This is a genomic window from Arenimonas sp. MALMAid1274 (genome assembly GCF_049195245.1).
In the GTDB taxonomy this organism is placed as follows: domain Bacteria; phylum Pseudomonadota; class Gammaproteobacteria; order Xanthomonadales; family Xanthomonadaceae; genus Arenimonas.
In genome coordinates this window covers 110969-128036 of the sequence record NZ_JBMIRR010000021.1, presented here as the reverse complement: position 1 = coordinate 128036, position 17068 = coordinate 110969, and the positions used below count along the sequence as shown (strand labels likewise).

General features: G+C 70.9%; 16 protein-coding genes. All 16 read right to left on the bottom strand.

From position 1 onward, the window contains the following. The 16 genes from ACOQFR_RS02025 to ACOQFR_RS01950 all read right to left on the bottom strand — a co-directional run bounded on the left by ACOQFR_RS02025 (position 1) and on the right by ACOQFR_RS01950 (position 16661). On the bottom strand, positions 1-1626 hold the full coding sequence (locus ACOQFR_RS02025) for a flavin monoamine oxidase family protein (protein ID WP_421377975.1): 1626 nt from the start codon (positions 1624-1626) through the stop codon (positions 1-3). 122 nt (positions 1627-1748) lie between these two features. Then, a complete protein-coding gene (locus tag ACOQFR_RS02020; protein WP_421377973.1) occupies positions 1749-2993 on the bottom strand; it encodes an Ig domain-containing protein in 1245 nt (414 codons plus the stop codon). A 16-nt stretch (positions 2994-3009) separates the two neighbouring features. Next, positions 3010-3504, bottom strand: coding sequence for a hypothetical protein (locus ACOQFR_RS02015; protein WP_421377971.1), 495 nt, complete (start codon positions 3502-3504; stop codon positions 3010-3012). A 22-nt stretch (positions 3505-3526) separates the two neighbouring features. Beyond that, on the bottom strand, positions 3527-4810 hold the full coding sequence (gene purD / locus ACOQFR_RS02010) for a phosphoribosylamine--glycine ligase (RefSeq protein ID WP_421377969.1): 1284 nt from the start codon (positions 4808-4810) through the stop codon (positions 3527-3529). Between the two features lie 13 nt (positions 4811-4823). Beyond that, positions 4824-6392, bottom strand: coding sequence for a bifunctional phosphoribosylaminoimidazolecarboxamide formyltransferase/IMP cyclohydrolase (purH, locus tag ACOQFR_RS02005; RefSeq protein WP_421377967.1), 1569 nt, complete (start codon positions 6390-6392; stop codon positions 4824-4826). A 70-nt stretch (positions 6393-6462) separates the two neighbouring features. After that, the gene (fis, locus tag ACOQFR_RS02000) at positions 6463-6741 is read right to left on the bottom strand and encodes a DNA-binding transcriptional regulator Fis (protein WP_421377965.1); all 279 of its coding nucleotides are present in this window, start codon (positions 6739-6741) and stop codon (positions 6463-6465) included. A gap of 120 nt (positions 6742-6861) precedes the next feature. Next, positions 6862-7380, bottom strand: coding sequence for a DUF3426 domain-containing protein (locus ACOQFR_RS01995; RefSeq protein WP_421377963.1), 519 nt, complete (start codon positions 7378-7380; stop codon positions 6862-6864). A 51-nt stretch (positions 7381-7431) separates the two neighbouring features. Beyond that, the gene (gene prmA / locus ACOQFR_RS01990; RefSeq protein WP_421377961.1) at positions 7432-8334 is read right to left on the bottom strand and encodes a 50S ribosomal protein L11 methyltransferase; all 903 of its coding nucleotides are present in this window, start codon (positions 8332-8334) and stop codon (positions 7432-7434) included. Positions 8335-8415: 81 nt separating this feature from the next. Next, positions 8416-10122 (bottom strand): phosphoethanolamine transferase, encoded by a 1707-nt coding sequence (locus ACOQFR_RS01985; RefSeq protein ID WP_421377959.1) that lies wholly within the window; start codon positions 10120-10122, stop codon positions 8416-8418. A gap of 60 nt (positions 10123-10182) precedes the next feature. Beyond that, the gene (locus ACOQFR_RS01980; protein ID WP_421377957.1) at positions 10183-10989 is read right to left on the bottom strand and encodes an energy transducer TonB; all 807 of its coding nucleotides are present in this window, start codon (positions 10987-10989) and stop codon (positions 10183-10185) included. Further along, a complete protein-coding gene (gene accC / locus ACOQFR_RS01975) occupies positions 10976-12343 on the bottom strand; it encodes an acetyl-CoA carboxylase biotin carboxylase subunit (RefSeq protein WP_421377955.1) in 1368 nt (455 codons plus the stop codon). Before accC ends, ACOQFR_RS01980 begins: the two co-directional genes overlap by 14 nt. A gap of 9 nt (positions 12344-12352) precedes the next feature. Continuing rightward, positions 12353-12826 (bottom strand): acetyl-CoA carboxylase biotin carboxyl carrier protein, encoded by a 474-nt coding sequence (gene accB / locus ACOQFR_RS01970; RefSeq protein ID WP_421377953.1) that lies wholly within the window; start codon positions 12824-12826, stop codon positions 12353-12355. 44 nt (positions 12827-12870) lie between these two features. Next, positions 12871-13332, bottom strand: coding sequence for a type II 3-dehydroquinate dehydratase (gene aroQ, locus ACOQFR_RS01965; RefSeq protein ID WP_421377951.1), 462 nt, complete (start codon positions 13330-13332; stop codon positions 12871-12873). A gap of 119 nt (positions 13333-13451) precedes the next feature. Continuing rightward, positions 13452-14006: a TlpA family protein disulfide reductase gene (locus ACOQFR_RS01960; protein ID WP_421377949.1), complete on the bottom strand. Its 555-nt coding sequence runs from the start codon at positions 14004-14006 to the stop codon at positions 13452-13454. Position 14007: 1 nt separating this feature from the next. Further along, positions 14008-16197, bottom strand: coding sequence for a protein-disulfide reductase DsbD family protein (locus tag ACOQFR_RS01955; RefSeq protein WP_421377947.1), 2190 nt, complete (start codon positions 16195-16197; stop codon positions 14008-14010). 98 nt (positions 16198-16295) lie between these two features. Then, the gene (locus ACOQFR_RS01950; protein WP_421377945.1) at positions 16296-16661 is read right to left on the bottom strand and encodes a helix-turn-helix transcriptional regulator; all 366 of its coding nucleotides are present in this window, start codon (positions 16659-16661) and stop codon (positions 16296-16298) included. Positions 16662-17068: the final 407 nt, after the last annotated feature.

Below are 17068 nucleotides of genomic sequence, written 5' to 3'. Positions count from 1 at the left end.
TCAGATCCGCGCCAGGGCCATGACCTCGCCCGCCGCGCGCAGGCCGGACAGCGCCGCGCCTTCCATGAAACCCTGCCACTCGTAGAAGCTGCTGGTGTGCTCGCCCGCGAACAGCAGGTTGTCGACCGCCTTGGCTTCGTTGTCGGCCGTGGTGGTGAAGTAACCCGGGCGGTTGAAGGTGTGCGTGCCCTTGCTGAAGGGATTGGCGGCCCAGTTCTCGGCGTAGGCCAGCACGGCGCCCTGGCCGTTGCGCGAGGCGGCGGCGGTGGCGCCGGGCATCACGGCTTCCAGGCCCGACAGGAAGCTTGCGGTATCGGTGGCCAGCGTGGCCGGCGACAGGGCACGTCCCGCCTGTCCGCCGATGTGGGCGGCCAGCACGCCGCGGGTGGCGTCGGAGCGGCCGGGGCTGGCTTCCCAGGTGGACTGGGCAAAGGCGCGGTCGCTGTAGCCGCTGCCGTTCGAGCCGTGGCGGGTCTGCCAGACGCGCTCGCCGAAGCCGACCATCAGCTTGCCCTGGCGGCCCAGGTCGGCCGAAGCGATGGCCTGGCGCTTCCAGTCGGGCAGCTCGAGGCTGGGGTGCAGCTCCACGTCGCGCAGCACGGTGAACGGAAGCGTCAGCACCACCGCGTCGTACTCGCCGTGCACGGTGCTGCCGCCGACATCGAAGCCCAGGCGCAGCTTGCCGCCGGCCAGCTTGCGCACCGACACCAGGCGGTGGCCGAACGACACCGGCGTGGGCAGCTGCTGCGCCAGGCGGGTGGTGATCTGGTCGTTGCCGTCCACCACGCGCAGGAACTCGCCCGCGTTGCGGCCGACCGGCATCTGCTTGGTGCGGCGGTCGCCGTACACGAAGCGCAGGAAGGAAATGGCGCTGAGCTCGTCGAGGGTAGCGCCGAACTCGGCCAGGTAGGCGCCGCCGATCACGCCGCGCAGCAGCGGTCCGGCCTTGTGCAGGCTCAGGTAGTCATCCAGGCTCATGTAGTCGAGCACGGCATCGTGCTCGGTGAACTGGTCGGCCGTGGGGCGCTGCAGCGTGGCGAGGTCTTCGCGGATGGACGCGGTGAATTCGCCGTACTCGCTGGCCACCTGGGCCTCGGTGTAGCGGCTGCCGCCCAGCGCGTAGTAGGTGGCGCCCGGCAGGCTGGCGCTGATCTCGAGCCTGAGCCCGAAGCGGCGCGCATAGCCCAGCATCGTGTGGTGCGAGGAGCTGATGTATTCGCCGCCGCGTTCGACCACCTGGCCCGGGAACACGTCGCGCAGGCTGGCGCAGCGGCCGCCGACGCGGTCGCTGGCTTCGAACACGCTGGGACGGAATTTCAGGCGGGCCAGTTCGCTGGCGCAGCTCAGGCCGGCCAGGCCGGCGCCGATGACGGCCACCTGGCCGCCGCGCACGTAGTCGAAGCCGTCGCGCGGCGCCTTGGCGATGGCGTCGAAGGCCAGCGGCGACACCGACCAGGCCGCGGCCGTACCGGTGGCGGCGACCACGCCCTTGGAAAACTTGCGGCGGCTTTCGCTGCAGTCCCGGGCCTGGCCCAGGGCTTCGTCGGCGCTTTCGCCGGTGCGCTCGCAGCGCTCTGCCAGACGGGCCAGCCGAAGCAGCCTCGCCATCGTGTCACTGCGGCCCATGGATCACCCCGCCCCTGAGGAATACTGCTAGGTATAACGCGTCGAAGTCACTGCTTCAAGCTGGAAAACGCCGTGGCGACGCCGCAGCGGCCAGGGCCCGGCGCGCGGGCCGGCCAGGCGGCTCAGGGCAGGTCGTCGTCCACCAGGATGCCCTGCGCGCTGGACGGCGATCCGACCTGGTAGCCCTCGCCGGGCGCGATGCCCAGCACCACGGTTTCGTCGGCCTCGGGCCGGTCGTCGGCGAGCGGCGTCACGCGGAATGTGGCCGAGGCCTGGCCGGCCGGAATGCGCACGCGGCCCAGCCCCTGCAGGCGGGCGGAACCGCCGACCGACAGCGTGACAACGGTCGGCTCGGGCAGCACCCGGCTGCGCGTGACCGTGTAAACCAGGGCGGCGCCTTCGTCCTCGGCCACGGCGACAGGCGCCAGCGCGATCGATAGCCGCGGCTGCCCGTCGACCTGCGGCACCACGGACAGGCTCAGCGCTTCGACTTCGAAATGACGGCCGCTGCCGCCGCTGGCATCGGTGACGCGAACGCGCACGGTGTAACGCGCGGGCGAGCCTTCGGGCGTGCCTTCCAGCACCCCGGCGGGCGACAGCGACAGGCCCGGCGGCAGACTGGCGCCGGGCTCGAGCGCGAACTGGTGCGGCGCCACGCCGCCCCGCGCCTGCAGCGGTTGCCGGAAGGGCGCGCCCTGCACCGCCGTGAGTCCGCGCGGCGTGACCGACAGCGGTGCCGGCAGCACGGCCGCGCTGTAGCTGCGCAGCGCCGAGGCGCCCGCGGCGTCCTGCACCCTCAGGCTGAAGGAATAGGGGCCGCGCTGCGTGGGCGTGCCGGTGATCAGGCCGTCGGCCAGGGCCAGGCCCGCGGGCAATGCGCCCGTCGCCAGCTGGTAACGATAGGGCGCGGTGCCGCCCTCGGCCTGCAGACGCTGGTGGAAGGCCAGGCCCGCGTACATGGCGGGCAGCGTGGCGGGTATCGCGACCAGCGGAGAGGCGGTACCGCCGAGCGCAACGTTGACCACGATGTAGTCGCTGTTGTCGTCCAGCACCACGAAGCGGTCGCTGGCCGCGCCCGGCGCACCCGTGTGCGTATAGACGTAGCTGTCCACCGGATCGCCGTCGCCCGGCGTCGCGGTGCCGTGTTCGGGCGGCGTGGCCACTTCACCCAGGCCGAAAGCGTGGCAGCGCGACAGGTCCACGCGCACCGTGCCGCCGGGTGCCACGCTCACCTGCCGCGAGGCGCAGCCGGGATAGGACGAGGGCTGGTCCACCGCGTGCGCAGGCAAGGCCAGCGCCAGCAGGGCCAACGACAGCGCGCGCCACCGCGGCGCGAAGGGGATCGGCAGGGCGGGGGACGGGCTCATCGCGGGTCGCTCCGGATCAGGAAGGCGTGCGCAGGTTGCGACGGCGGCAGTCCTCGGCGGTGAGTCCTACCTCGAAGAACAGCCGGTCCTGCAGGTCCAGGTAGCGCCGCACGAACACCACGCCGGTGGACAGCACCTGCTTCACGCTGGGGTTGTCGCAGTAGCCCAGCATCACCTGCTGTTCGATGGTGCGTGCAATTTCCAGCGAGCGCAGGTCGCGCGAGGCGGTATCGAGCGAGCGGCGGGTGCTGCGCACGACCATCAGCACGCGGCCGGGCTCGGCGCGCACCGACTCCAGCACCAGGCCGTCGCCGTAGGCCTTGGGCAGGTCTTTGGAAAGGTCCTCCACCACGCCCTGGGTGATGCCGAGCAGCGAGGCCTCGCGCCAGTGTCGCTGCGCAGCCCACACCGCCAGGCCGATCAGGCCCAGGCAGACCACGATCAGGGCGATGGCCAGCCGCACGCGCGGCAGGCGGGAGTCGGGCTGGGGAGTCGTGGGGGCTGGGCGCATCGGGGACTCCACAGGGCGGGGGCTAGGCCGGTCGAGAGATCGCGCGCCAACCGATGTCGTGGCGATGGAACTCGCCCGCCCAGTCTATGTTGGCCACGGCCAGGTAGGCACGCTGCTGTGCATCGGCCACGGTGTCGCCCAGGGCGCAGGCGCAGAGCACGCGGCCGCCGGCGGTCAGGACCTTGCCGTCCACCAGGCGCGTGCCGGCATGGAAGATCTTGGCGCCGTAGCCGGGGTTGATGTCCAGGCCGCTGATCGCGTCGCCGGTGCGGGGCGTGTCGGGATAGTGTTCGGCCGCCATCACCACGCCCAGGCTGGGGCGCGCGTCCCAGTCGGCGCTGACCTGGTCCAGGCGGCCGTCGATCGCGGCCTCGACCAGGCCCAGCAGGTCGCTGCGCAGGCGCAGCATCACCGGCTGGGTTTCCGGGTCGCCGAAGCGCACGTTGTACTCGATCACCTTGGGCGCGCCGTCGGGCGAGATCATCAGGCCCGCGTAGAGGAAACCGGTGAAGGGAATGCCGTCTTCGATCATGCCGCGCACGGTGGGTTCGACCACTTCGCGCATCACGCGTTCATGCACCTCGGGCGTGACCACCGGCGCCGGCGAGTACGCGCCCATGCCGCCGGTGTTGGGACCGGTGTCGCCGTCGCCCACGCGCTTGTGGTCCTGCGAGGTGGCCATCGGCAGCGCGGTGCGGCCGTCCACCATCGAGATGAAGCTGGCTTCCTCGCCCTCCAGGAATTCCTCGATCACCACGCGCGCGCCGGCCTCGCCGAAGGCTTCGCCCTCGAGCATCCAGGTGATCGCGGCCTCGGCCTCTTCCAGCGTCATCGCCACCACCACGCCCTTGCCGGCGGCCAGGCCGTCGGCCTTGATCACGATGGGCGCGCCGTGGTCGCGCACGTGCTGCAGCGCCAGGTCCACGTCCTCGTAGACGGCGTAGTAGGCGGTCGGAATCTTGTGGCGCGCCAGGAAATCCTTGGCGTAGGCCTTGCTGCCCTCGAGCTGGGCGGCGGCCGCGGTGGGCCCGAAGATGCGTCGGCCCTCGGCGCGGAAGCGGTCCACCACGCCCTTGACCAGCGGCAGTTCGGGGCCGACCACCGTGAGCTCGATGTTTTCCTCGGCGGCCAGCTTCAGCAGGCCGTCGATGTCTGTGGCCGCGATGGCCACGTTTCGGCAGCGGGCCTCGGTGGCCGTGCCGGCGTTGCCGGGCGCGACCAGCACTTCGTCCACGCGCGCGGACTGCGCCAGCTTCCAGGCCAGGGCGTGCTCACGGCCGCCGGATCCGATCACCAGGATTTTCATGCGTCGGCTCCGGTCAGTGGCGGAAGTGGCGGCGGCCGGTGAACACCATCGCCATGCCGGCTTCGTCGGCGGCAGCGATGACTTCGGCGTCGCGCATCGAACCGCCCGGCTGGATCACCGCGGCGATGCCGGCCTTCGCGGCGGCATCGATGCCGTCGCGGAACGGGAAGAAGGCGTCGGAGGCCATCACCGAGCCGGGCACGACCAGGCCCGCTTCCTCGGCCTTGAGGCCGGCGATCTTGGCGCTGACCACGCGGCTCATCTGGCCCGCGCCGATGCCGATGGTCTGAAGGTCGCGCGCGTAGACGATGGCGTTGGACTTCACGTACATCGCCACTTTCCAGGCGAACAGCAGGTCGCGCATCTGGTCCGCAGTGGGGGCGAGTTTCGAGACCACCTTGAGGTCGGCCGCAGTGAGCGTGTCGGTGTCGGCGTCCTGCACCAGCAGGCCGCCGGCGATGCGCTTGTATTCCATGCCGGTGGCGGGCTTGAGCGCGCCGGTGGCCAGCACGCGCACGTTGGCCTTCTTCGCGAAGTGCGGCAGCGCATCGGCGGCGATGGAGGGCGCCAGCACCACTTCGACGAACTGGCGCTTGAGGATCTCGGCCGCGGTGGCGGCGTCGAGCTCGCGGTTGAAGGCGATGATGCCGCCGAAGGCCGAGGTCGGGTCGACCGCGTAGGCGCGGTCGTAGGCGGTCATCAGGTCGGCCGCCACCGCCACGCCGCAGGGGTTGGCGTGCTTGACGATGACGCAGGCGGGCGCGTCGAAAGCCTTGACGCATTCCAGCGCCGCGTCGGCGTCGGCCAGGTTGTTGTAGCTCAGCTCCTTGCCCTGCAGGAAGCGTGCGGTGGCGACGATGCCCTGCGGCGCGTTCTTCTCCACGTACAGCGCGCCGCGCTGGTGCGGGTTCTCGCCGTAACGCAGCGACGAGGCCAGGCCCAGCGACAGGTTGAAGGTGTGCGGCCAGGCCTCCGGGGCGTCCGGCTCGGCGGCGCGCGGCGACAGCCACTGCGTGATCTGCCCGTCGTAATGGCTGGTGTGGGCGTAGGCCTTGGCGGCGTAGGTGCGGCGCATCGCCGCGGTGCTGCCGCCGGCCTTCAGGGCCTCGAGCATCGCGTCGTAGTCGGCCGGATCCACGACCACGCTGACGCGCGCATGGTTCTTCGCGGCGGCGCGCAGCATGGCCGGGCCGCCGATGTCGATGTTCTCCACCGCATCGTCGTAGCTGCAGTCGGGCCTGGCCACGGTGGCCTCGAACGGATACAGATTGACCACCAGCAGGTCGATCGGCGCGATGCCGTGCTGCGCCATCAGCGCATCGTCGGTGCCGCTGCGGCCGAGCAGGCCGCCGTGGATGGCCGGGTGCAGGGTCTTGACCCGGCCGTCCATGATTTCGGGGAAGCCGGTGACGTCGCTGACATCGGTGACCGCAATGCCCGCCTCGCGCAGCGCCTTCGCGGTGCCGCCGGTGGACAGCAGCTGCACGCCCAGCGCGGCCAGTCCCTGCGCCAGTTCGACCACGCCGGTCTTGTCGGAAACGGACAGCAGCGCACGGCGGACGGGTTGGCGTTCGGCGGTCATCGGGCACCTCATGGGGAAGGCGCGATTATACCGGGGCTTGCCGAGCTTTTTGCCGCGTCGGAAGGACGCTTCAGGCCAGGCCGTAGGACTTCAGCTTCTTGCGCAGGGTGGCGCGGTTGATGCCCAGGCAGGCCGCGGCGCGGCTCTGGTTGTTGTCGCAGTGGCGCAGCACTTCGGCGAACAGGGGCGCCTCGATCTCGCGCAGCACCACCTCGTAGAGGTCGTCGATGTCGCAGCCGTTGAGGTCCTGCAGGTAACGCCGCACCGACCGGGAAACATGGTCGCGCAGCGGGGTGTGGCCGGGGGCATGGCTGGCGGAATCGGCACGCGCCGCGTGTTGGGCATTCACGTCGGAGAAGCTCCGGGAAAGTGGTGACCGCTTCCTTGCGGGTGCCCGCCGGATTCGACGGGGGAGGCAGTCTACGTGAAAGCTTTCCGGGGTGCGAATGTCCCGGGGGTACGGCGTGCGTTAGTGGAAGTCGAAGGTGAATGCGACCGCGCGCTTGCCCGGGTCCAGGATCTCCAGGGTGGCGCTGGCCGACTGCCCCGGCGCGATCAGGGGCGAGGACGGCGGGCTGCCCAGGTATTCCAGCGGCGCGAACCGGCGCAGGCCCAGGGCCTGCCCATCGATGTCGTGCAGCGCCACTTCCATCACCGGCCAGGCCTGGGCCCAGCGGGCATCGTTGCGGAAACTGGTGGTCACCAGCAGGGCACCGGGCGCCGTGGGATGCGGACGCACCTCGCGGTTGGTGACCCGGAACGCATCGGGCTCGTGCCAGGCGGGCAGCGAACAGCGCAGCAGCCCGCATACCGTCTCCAGCCGCGGCCGCCAGCCGGCATCACCGGCCAGCCGTGCGCGGTCGGCCAGGATCAGCTGCAGCACCAGCGCCAGCGCGAGCACCGCCGCGGCCAGCCACCAGCGCCAGGGCAGCGGTGCGGCGGGCGCCGGGGTGTCGGAGGTGGCGAAGCGGGGGGTGCGGGGGGGCATGAGGCGATGATAGCGGGTGGAGGGCCGGAATCAGGAACCAGGAACTGGTTCCTATTCTTTTCTCACGCCGGTAATCCGCATCCAGTCCCCATCCTGCATCGCCTCGAGCTGGTCGAACCACGCGCCGTAGCGCTCGATCAGCGCGTGCTCCTGCCCCGCCAGGATGCCGGACATCGCGATGACGCCGCCGGGCGCGACGCGCGCGGCCAGGGTTTCGGCCAGGGCGTCCAGCGCCGACGCCAGGATGTTGGCCACCACCACCGGGTAGGTCGCCGGCGGTTCCGTTTCCGGCGCGTAGACGCTGAGCAGGTCGCCGACGCCGTTGCGCTCGGCGTTGTCGGCGCTGGCGGCCAGCGCCTGCGGGTCGTTGTCGACGCCGACCGCGCGCTCGGCGCCCAGCTTCAAGGCGGCCAGCGCCAGGATGCCGCTGCCGCAGCCGAAATCGAGCACGGTCTTGCCGCGCAGCACGAGCGAGTCGAGCCAGCGCAGGCACAGCGCGGTGGTCGGGTGCGTGCCCGAGCCGAAGGCCAGCCCCGGATCGAGCCGGACGATGACGCCGTCCCTGGCCTCGGGCGGCGCTTCCATGTTCCAGGGCACGATCCAGGTGCGGCGGCCGAACGACAGCGGCACGTACTGGTCCATCCACGCGCGCTCCCAGTCCTGGTCGGCCACTTCGCGGAAATCGGCCTGCGACAGGTCGATGCCGTCGTCGAAGGACTCCAGCGCGTGCAGCACCAGTTCGGCCAGCGTGTCGCCCGGGAACAGCGCGATCATCGTGATCTCGGGCCACAGCGGCGTCTCGCCCACGCCGGGCTCCAGCACGGCCTGCTCGTTCGGCGTGGCGGCGTCGGCATCCATCAACGTGACGGACAGGGCGCCAAGATCATTCAGCGCGTTCTCGACGCGGTGTTCGTCGTCGGCGCGGCAGCGCAGGGAAAGTTCGAGGAAGGGCATGGCGGGCGGCAGCAGGGTGAGGCCGCCATTGTCGCATCGTCGGGCCGGCGTCGCAGCGCCTGTCGGATGACCGTTGCACCCTCACACCGGGGCGCAGCCCGCCAGGGCGTCGAAGTCCGCGCGATAGGCGGTGGTCTGCAGGTCCAGCAGCCCCAGCACGGTGTGGAAGAAGTGGTCGTGGCTCAGCGGCGCCGAGGCGCGCGACTGCGCGCAGTCCGCGTCCAGCCCGCGCCACTGGCGGAACGGCGCCGACGTCCACAGCAGCATCGGCACCCGCGTCTGTTCGTCCGGGGCGATCAGGTACGGCGCGCCATGCAGGTACATGCCGTTCTCGCCCGTCGACTCGCCGTGGTCGGACACATACAGCAGAGCCGAAGGGCGCCGGTCGGCGTTGTCCTGCAGCAGCCGCACCAGCCGGGCCAGGATGTGGTCGGTGTAGGCGATGGTGTTGTCGTAGCTGTTGCGGATCTGCTCCTGGGTGCAGGCCTGCAGCGCGACGCTGTCGCAGGTTGGGGTGAAGCGCGCGAACGACTTGGGATAGCGCCTGAAGTAGGCCGGCCCGTGGCTGCCGATCATGTGCAGCACGTAGACCTTGTCGCGCATGGCGTCCGCGTCGCCGGGCCGCAGCTCCTGGCGCAGGTGGCGCACCAGCAGTTCGTCCAGGCAGCCTTCCGCGTCGCACAGATCGCTGGCGCCCAGTGCACCCATGTCCTCTTCCTGGCTGCGCAGGGCGATGCGCTTGCTGCCGGTGTTGTTGTCTTCCCACTCCACCGCGAAGCCGGCGTGGCCAATCACGTCCAGCAGGTTCTCGGACGATTTGGCCCTGGCCTCGCTGTAGTGACCGCGCCCGAGGTTGGAGAACATGCAGGGCAGCGAGGTGGCGGTGTTGGTGCCGCAGCTGCGCACGTCCTTGAAATAGACCAGGTCGAGTTTTGCCAGCTCGGGCGTGGTCGGGCGCGGATAGCCGCCGAGGCCAAAGCTCGATGCCCGCGCAGATTCACCGATGACGATCACCAGCAGCCGAGGTGGCCCGCCGGTGGCCCGTGCGCCGGCCCGCGCATCGGCGCCCAGCGGTGCAACTGCCGTCGGGACCGCCGGGGCGCTGTGTTTGAGGTAGCCACGCACGGCGTTGAACAGGTTGGCCGGCGTGGCCAGGTGCCGCAGCTGCGCATGGTTGCGCGCAGTGGACGCCATCTCGCGCGAAAACGGCAGCACCGCCAGCGCCATCAGCGCCAGTGCGGCGAGCATCATCAGTACCCGCGAAGGCAGCTCGCGCGTCCAGGGGCGGTAGTCCACACGCACCCAGGCCAGCGCCAGCACGGGCAGCAGGCCCAGCAGCCCGAGGTAGCCCAACATTCTCCAAGACACCCACTGCGCACCCTCGCGCGCGTTGGTTTCCAGCACGCTCTGCAGCGCGTGGCGGTCCACCACCACGCCGTAGCTGTCGATGAAGTAGGCCGCCGCCGCGGACAGCACGATCACCAGTGCCAGCACGGGCTTCTGCACGAAGCGCCAGGCCGCCAGCGACAGCATCAACATGTTGACACCCGCCAGCAGCACGCCGCACGCGACCAGGAACAGCACGCCGCGCGCGCCGGTCGGCACGTCCGCCGCCAGCAGCTGCTTCCAGAAGCCGCCGCTGTAGGCCAGCACGAACAGGATCGACACTCCGGCCGTCAGCTGGTTGGCCGACAGCCTCATGCGCCTGCGCGAGGGATCCGCGCCGAACTTGCCGCCAGCCACGATGTTCGCTTCCCGATGCCGCACCCGATGCGGGCGATGCGACATGCTGCGCGACCGGCATTAACTCAGCCTTAGGCGGATGTTCGCAGGGCGTTAACGGCAGCGTCAGTCGGCCGGCGCGGCATCGGCGGCAATTTCGAACCGGACGGGCACCACGGCTTGCCCCGGTCCGGCATGGCCGTCGGGCAGCGGCAGTCGCCAGGAGCGCGCCGCCTGCACGGCGGCGCGATCAAGGTGGTGATTGCCCGCGCTGCTGAACAGCGAGGCGTAGCGGACCTGCCCGCAGGCATTGAACGCCACGCGCACGCGCACCGTGCCGCTGGCCTCTGTCCGCATCGCCGCGGGCGGGAAGCGCGGTGCCGGCGTGCGCGCTGGGCCCGGTTCGCAGGGGCCGTCGGTGACGATGCGCAGCCACTCCCGTGCCGCGGCTTCATTGCGCGGCGGCGGTGCCGGCAGCCAGGCCAGGCTTTCGTGCAGCGCGCGGCAGCCGCCCGATGGTTCGTCGCAATAAAGCCGGGCTGTCACCCGGTAAGGCGCGTGGTCGGAGACCACCAGCTGCCAGGCGGCCTGCGGCGGCTGCTGTTCCCGGCGTGCGAAGAAGCGCCAGAGGCCCGCGTGGGGTCCGTCGCTGGCCTGCAGTTCGACATGGGGAGGCTGTGGTGAGCTGGACGAGGGGGAAGCGGAAAGGCGTGGATACGGAATCACGTCCTGCGAGACGGCTTTCCACGCATCGGGGATGCCGGCAGGCGGAAGCACCTGTTCCACCACCAGCCAGGCCGGCAGCGGAACGGGTGATGCGGCCGCTGGTCCTGCATCCTGCGCCAAGGCCCGGGGCGCGAAGGCAGCCGCCAGCAGCAGGACGCACCCCGCGCGCGCCGCGTGGCGCGCGTGCAGGCCTTCAGCCGAGCCCAATCGCCTTTTCCTTGCGCTCCGCCAGCCGCTTCTCGAGGTAATGGATGTTGGTGCCGCCCTGCTGGAAACCGATGTCGGCCATGATCCGGATCTGCAGCGGCACGTTGGTCTTGATGCCGTCCACCACCATCTCGCTCAGCGCCACCCGCATGCGGGCGATGGCCTGGGCACGCGTCGCCCCGTGCACGATCAGCTTGCCGATCATGGAGTCGTAGTTCGGCGGCACCTTGTAGCCTTCGTAGATGTGCGAATCCACGCGCACGCCCGGGCCGCCCGGTGCATGGAAGTGCTTGATCAGGCCCGGGCTGGGCAGGAAGGTTTCCGGGTCCTCGGCATTGATGCGGCACTCGATGGCGTGGCCGCGGATGACGATGTCGGATTGCTTGATGCTCAGCTTCTGGCCGCTGGCGATCAGCAGCTGCTCGCGCACCAGGTCCACGCCGGTCACCAGTTCGGTGACGGGGTGTTCGACCTGGATGCGGGTGTTCATCTCGATGAAATAGAAGCGGCCGTCCTCGAACAGGAACTCGAAGGTGCCGGCGCCGCGGTAGCCGATGCGCACGCAGGCCTCGGTGCAGATGCGGCCGATCTCGGCGCGCTGCTCGTCGGTGATTCCCGGCGCCGGCGCCTCTTCCACCACCTTCTGGTGGCGGCGCTGCATGGAGCAGTCGCGCTCGCCCAGGTGGATGGCATTGCCCTGGCCGTCGGACAGCACCTGGATCTCCACGTGGCGCGGGTTCTCCAGGAACTTCTCCATGTACACCATGTCGTTGCCGAAGGCGGCCTTGGCCTCCTGCTTGGTCGCGGCGATGGCATTGAGCAGCGCGGCCTCGGTGTGCACCACGCGCATGCCGCGGCCGCCGCCGCCGCCGGCCGCCTTGATGATCACCGGGTAGCCGATGGACTTGCCGAACTTCAGGCACACCGCGTCATCGTCGGGCAGCGGGCCGCCCGAGCCCGGCACGCAGGGCACGCCGGCGTCCTTCATCGCGCGGATGGCCTCGACCTTGTCGCCCATCATGCGGATCACGTTGGCGGTGGGCCCGATGAAGACGAAGCCCGACTTCTCGACGCGCTCGGCGAAGTCGGCGTTTTCGCTCAGGAAGCCGTAGCCGGGATGGATGCCCTTGGCGTCGGTCACCTCGGCCGCGGCGATGATGGCCGGGATGTTGAGGTAGCTTTCCGAGGACGGCGCCGGTCCGATGCACACCGACTCGTCGGCCATGGCCACGTGCTTGAGGTTGCGGTCCACGGTGGAATGCACGGCCACGGTCTTGATGCCGAGCGCGTGGCAGGCGCGCAGGATGCGCAGCGCGATCTCGCCGCGGTTGGCGATGACGATCTTGTCCAGCATGGGCATTCCTCAGCTGATGACGAACATGGGCTCGTCGAACTCGATCGGCTGGCCGTTCTGGACCAGGATGGCGCGCACCGTGCCGGACACGTCGGCCTCGATGGGATTGAACATCTTCATCGCCTCGATGATGCCCAGCGTGTCGCCGGCCTTCACCGCCTGGCCCACCTTCACGAACGGCGGCTTGTCGGGGCTCTGGGCCTCGTAGTACGTGCCGACCATCGGCGAGCGCACGGTGTGGCCATCGGGCATGTCCTTGGTGGACTTGCCCACGGCCTCGGGCGACAGCGCCGGCGCCGGGCCGGCGGGCGCGGCGGGACGCGCGGGTTCGGGCTGCGCGACCGGGGCGGCGGGCGCCGCGGCATAGCCGCCGCGCGGCACGCGGGCCAGGCGCACGGACTCCTCGCCCTCCTTGATCTCGATTTCGGCGAGGTTGGATTCCTCGAGCAGGTCGATGAGTTTCTTGATCTTGCGAAGGTCCATGCCGGCCTCGTCTTTGTGTTGTGGATAGGGGTGGGCGACCGGGCTTACGTGCCGGCCGGGGTGCCGCCGGCGGCCAGGCGCTTGAGCGCGGCCTCCAGCGCGTAGGCGTAGCTGTCGGCCCCGAAGCCGCTGACCACGCCCAGCGCCAGGCTGGAGAAGTAGCTGTGCTGGCGGAAGGGCTCGCGGGCGTGCGGATTGGACAGGTGCACTTCGATGAAGGGCAGGCCGATGGCCGCCAGCGCATCGCGCAGGGCCACGCTGGTGTGGGTGTAGGCGGCCGGGTTGATCAGGATGAAGGCGGTGCCGTCGCGGCGCGCGGCCTGCACCCGGTCCACCAGCACGTGCTCGGCGTTGGACTGGAAGCTTTCCAGCGTGTGGCCGGCGGCCTGGGCGCGGGTGGCCAGGGCAGTGTCGATCTGGGCCAGGGTGGCGTGGCCATAGATGCCCGGCTCGCGTTCGCCGAGCAGGTTGAGGTTGGGGCCATGCAACACCAGGATCTTCGCCACGCCAGCCTCCGCAAGGGAGGCACAGTCTGCCGGCAAGCCCGGGCGCCTGTCCAGACGATGCCCGCGACTTGCCGGATTTTAACGGGCGTTTGAAAACAGCTTGCCGGCAGCGCGCCGGCTCAGTCCAAGGCCCAGTCCTGCACCTGGGCCACGTCGGCGAAGGCGCCGTAGTGGGTTTTCACCAGCCGGCCCTGCGCGTCCACCAGCGCGGTGAAGGGCAGCACGCCGCGGGCATTGCCCAGCTGCACCGAACTATCGCGTGGTCCGGGCGTTTCCACCAGCAGCGTGAACGACACCGGCACCTGGGCCAGGAAGGCGCGCGCGTCCTCCGGCGTATCCAGCGCAATGCCGACCACTTCGACGCCGTGGCTCGGGCGTTGCGCGGCGAAGGCGTCCAGCACCGGCATCTCTTCGCGGCAGGGGCCGCACCAGCTGGCCCAGTAGTTCACCAGCCGCACCGGGCCGGGGCCCGAGAGCCGGTGGGCCTGGCCATCGCGCAGGTCGGGCAGCTGCAGCTCGGGCAGGGCCTGGCCGGGCGCCACCACGACCAGGCCGGGCGGCGGCGGGTTTTCCGGCGGCAGCAGGACGCGTTTGGCCAGCCAGGCGCCCAGCACCGCGCTGGTCGCGCCAAGCACGATGATCGCCACCCAGGTCAGCACGCCCTGCCGCGTCATCTCAGTGGGCGGCCTCGGCCAGGGCGTCTTCGACCACGCCCTGGGTGAGCACGGTGGGCAGCACCACCGGCTCGCCCTGGCGCGGGTAGACCACGTACAGCGGTACGCCGACCGCGCCGTGCGATTCCAGGAATCGGGTGATGGTCTCGTCCACGTCGGTGTAATCGCCCTTCATGTAGACCGCACCCGCGGCCTCGAGTGCGCTGCGGAATTCATCGCGGGCCAGCACCGTGCGCTCGTTGGCCTTGCAGGTGACGCACCAGTCGGCCGTCATGTTGACGAACACCACGCGGCCATCGCGGCGCAGCTGCTGCAGCTTTTCCGGCGAGTACGCCACCGTGCCGGCCTCCTGCGCCTCGGCCCGCGCGGGCACCGGCATCCGCTGCACCGCCAGCACCGGCCACAGCGCGGCCAGCACCAGAAGGCCCGCCAGCACGCGCGGCAACAGGCGGCCCCAGCGCGCCTTCTCCCACCACCACAGGCCCAGCGCCAGCAGCACCGCGCCCGCCAGCACCAGGCCGATCGCATCGGCGCCGCGCTGTTTGGCCAGCACCCACAGCAGCCACACCGCGGTGAGGTACATCGGGAAGGCCAGCACCTGCTTGAGCGTATCCATCCACGCGCCCGGCCGCGGCAGCCGCGCCGCCAGCGCGGGCACGAAGCCGATCAGCAGGAAGGGCAGGGCCAGGCCCAGGCCCAGCGCCAGGAACACCAGGATCGCCACCGCCGGCGAAGCCGCGAACGCAAACGCCAGGGCCGTGCCCATGAACGGCGCCGTGCACGGGCTGGCCACCACCACTGCCAGCACGCCGGTGAAAAAATCGCCCGCCGGTCCGGACTTCTCGGTCAGCGACTGGCCGCGGCCGGCCAGCGAGGCGCCGAAGCTCACCACGCCCGACAGCGACAGGGCGATCGCGATCATCACCAGCGCCAGCGCCGCGATCACGCCCGGTTGCTGCAGCTGGAAGCCCCAGCCCAGGGCCAGGCCCGCCTGCCTCAGGGCCAGCGCGATCGCGCCGACCGCCGCGAAGCTGGCCAGCACGCCGGCCGTGTACCACAGCGCCTGATTGCGGGCCTTGCCGCGGCTTTCGCCGCCCTGGGCCAGCGAGATCGCCTTCAGCGACAGCACCGGCAGCACGCAGGGCATCAGGTTCAGCACCAGGCCGCCGCCCAGCGCCAGCAGCAGGGCCAGCCACAGGGGCGTGGCGTTGGCCACGGCGGGCGGCGTCTCGCGCGCGGGTCCGGCCGCGCCCTGGCCGGCGGGCAGGGTCAGCGCCACCTCGCGGGTCATCGGCGGGTAGCAGATGCCGTCGGTCTGGCAGCCCTGCATGGTCACGCGCACGGTCACCGGCAGGGCCGCGGCCTGGCTGCGGATCACCGGCAGGGTGGCATCCACCGGCTCGAAGAACACCTTCACGTCGCCGAAGTGCTCGTCGCGATGCGACTGCGCCGCAGGCCAGGCGATTTCGCCGGCGCGGGCGCCGTCGCCGTCGATAGCCACCGTGGTGCGGTCGCGGTAGAGGTAGTAGCCGGGCGCCGGCGTGAAGCGCAGCAGCAGCTCCGACGAGGAGCCCACGATGGCCTCGAAGCGGAAGGCCTGTGCTTCGGGCAGCGGCAGGCCGCCGCTGGGGCGGCTGGCCCCGGTGTCGCCGAACACGCCGTCCAGCGGGCCCTGGCTGCGGCCACCGAGCGACGACAGCGCGTCGCCACCGGCCGGTTCCGAAGCCGCAGGCGGGCCCGCCGCAGCGGCAACCGCCGCCGCGCCCGAAAGCGGCACCACCAGCGTCTTCGCATGCGGCGGGTAACACACGCCGACGTCGGCGCAGCCCTGGTACTTCACCTTCAGCGTGACCGTGTCTACGCCGTCGGCCGCTGTGCCGGCGAGCACGCCGGTCACTTCGTGGCGGTAGGTCTCGATGTCGCCGAAGAATTCGTCGGTCTCGGGCATGCCCTCGGGCAGCTCGAGCGGCTGGGCGGTGAAGCCGTCGCCCACCGGCTCGGCGCCCATGCGGTGGCGGTACAGGTAGTAGCCCGGGGCGATCTGCCAGCGAAGCTCGATGCGGCCGCGCTCGGTGGCGGTGGCCGTAAGCGCGAAGGCCTGGTCGATCGGCAGCAGGTCGGCCTCGTCCACCGCGCGGGCGGTCGGCACGGACAGCAACAGGGCCACCAGGGCCAACAGCCAACGGGTCATGCGGGGTCTCGGTCAGGGAGGGGGCGGGCCAGCGGCCGGCCGCCCCTACGACCGCAAGTATCCCCGGAAGTTCGTCGCCAGGGCGAGAAACCGCCGGCTCAGGCGCGGTCGGTCATGGCCTCGACGAAGTCCACCAGCGGCTGCTGCTCGGGGCTGCGCAGCGACCGGAAGGCCACCAGCAGCCGCTCCTCCAGCCCGCACTGGGCGTAGAAGTTGAGCAGCATCGCGGGTGTTTCCGCGTCGCCGCCAATCCAGCGCCCGCCGCGCCCGGTGGCCAGCCACTCGAAGCTGACCGCGCAGGCCATGGCGATCTTGGCCATGTTCTCGGTGGTGGGCTTGGCGCCGTCCTTGCGCTCCCACTGCGCCACGGCGCTGCGGGCCACGCCGACCACGGTGGCCAGTTCGGACTGCGACATCTCGGCGCCTCGGCGCGCCTGCCTGATGCGGTTGAACAACAGCGTCATCGATGTATCCCCGGAAATGCAGCCAACGCAGGCGACGCCGCACCGTGTCTGTCGCCGGTGTCGTCGTCATGGACGGAAAACGCTGCCCTTGCGGGTGGCCTCCCCCTGAGGACCCCGCGGCATCCGTGCTCCGTCGGGAAGGCGCACGATCCGTGCGTCCCCGGGTCCTGCCTGGCCCGGTCGGGCCGGAGGCGGTGCCGCGGGGCCATGCACTGGTCCGGCGTGGCCTGTCGTTCGCAGGTCCATCGTCCGGGCGTGCACCGCCTTCCTTGGCCCGATTGTAGGGTCAGGCCGGCTTCTGATTGCAACCGCCGCGAACGTGCGGGAAAACCGGCCCGGCCTGTCCCCCGGTGTCGGCAGGAACGGGTCGGACGCGCATGACCCCGGCGCAGTGGCCGGGGTCATGG

What these genes read in the sequence shown, in the direction of transcription:
- ACOQFR_RS02025 (WP_421377975.1), bottom strand. Translation starts at nt 1,626, where the DNA reads ATGGGCCGCAGTGACACGATGGCGAGGCTGCTTCGGCTGGCCCGTCTG.
- ACOQFR_RS02020 (WP_421377973.1), bottom strand. Translation starts at nt 2,993, where the DNA reads ATGAGCCCGTCCCCCGCCCTGCCGATCCCCTTCGCGCCGCGGTGGCGC.
- ACOQFR_RS02015 (WP_421377971.1), bottom strand. Translation starts at nt 3,504, where the DNA reads ATGCGCCCAGCCCCCACGACTCCCCAGCCCGACTCCCGCCTGCCGCGC.
- purD (WP_421377969.1), bottom strand. Translation starts at nt 4,810, where the DNA reads ATGAAAATCCTGGTGATCGGATCCGGCGGCCGTGAGCACGCCCTGGCC.
- purH (WP_421377967.1), bottom strand. Translation starts at nt 6,392, where the DNA reads ATGACCGCCGAACGCCAACCCGTCCGCCGTGCGCTGCTGTCCGTTTCC.
- ACOQFR_RS01995 (WP_421377963.1), bottom strand. Translation starts at nt 7,380, where the DNA reads ATGCCCCCCCGCACCCCCCGCTTCGCCACCTCCGACACCCCGGCGCCC.
- prmA (WP_421377961.1), bottom strand. Translation starts at nt 8,334, where the DNA reads ATGCCCTTCCTCGAACTTTCCCTGCGCTGCCGCGCCGACGACGAACAC.
- ACOQFR_RS01985 (WP_421377959.1), bottom strand. Translation starts at nt 10,122, where the DNA reads ATGTCGCATCGCCCGCATCGGGTGCGGCATCGGGAAGCGAACATCGTG.
- accC (WP_421377955.1), bottom strand. Translation starts at nt 12,343, where the DNA reads ATGCTGGACAAGATCGTCATCGCCAACCGCGGCGAGATCGCGCTGCGC.
- accB (WP_421377953.1), bottom strand. Translation starts at nt 12,826, where the DNA reads ATGGACCTTCGCAAGATCAAGAAACTCATCGACCTGCTCGAGGAATCC.
- ACOQFR_RS01960 (WP_421377949.1), bottom strand. Translation starts at nt 14,006, where the DNA reads ATGACGCGGCAGGGCGTGCTGACCTGGGTGGCGATCATCGTGCTTGGC.
- ACOQFR_RS01955 (WP_421377947.1), bottom strand. Translation starts at nt 16,197, where the DNA reads ATGACCCGTTGGCTGTTGGCCCTGGTGGCCCTGTTGCTGTCCGTGCCG.
- ACOQFR_RS01950 (WP_421377945.1), bottom strand. Translation starts at nt 16,661, where the DNA reads ATGACGCTGTTGTTCAACCGCATCAGGCAGGCGCGCCGAGGCGCCGAG.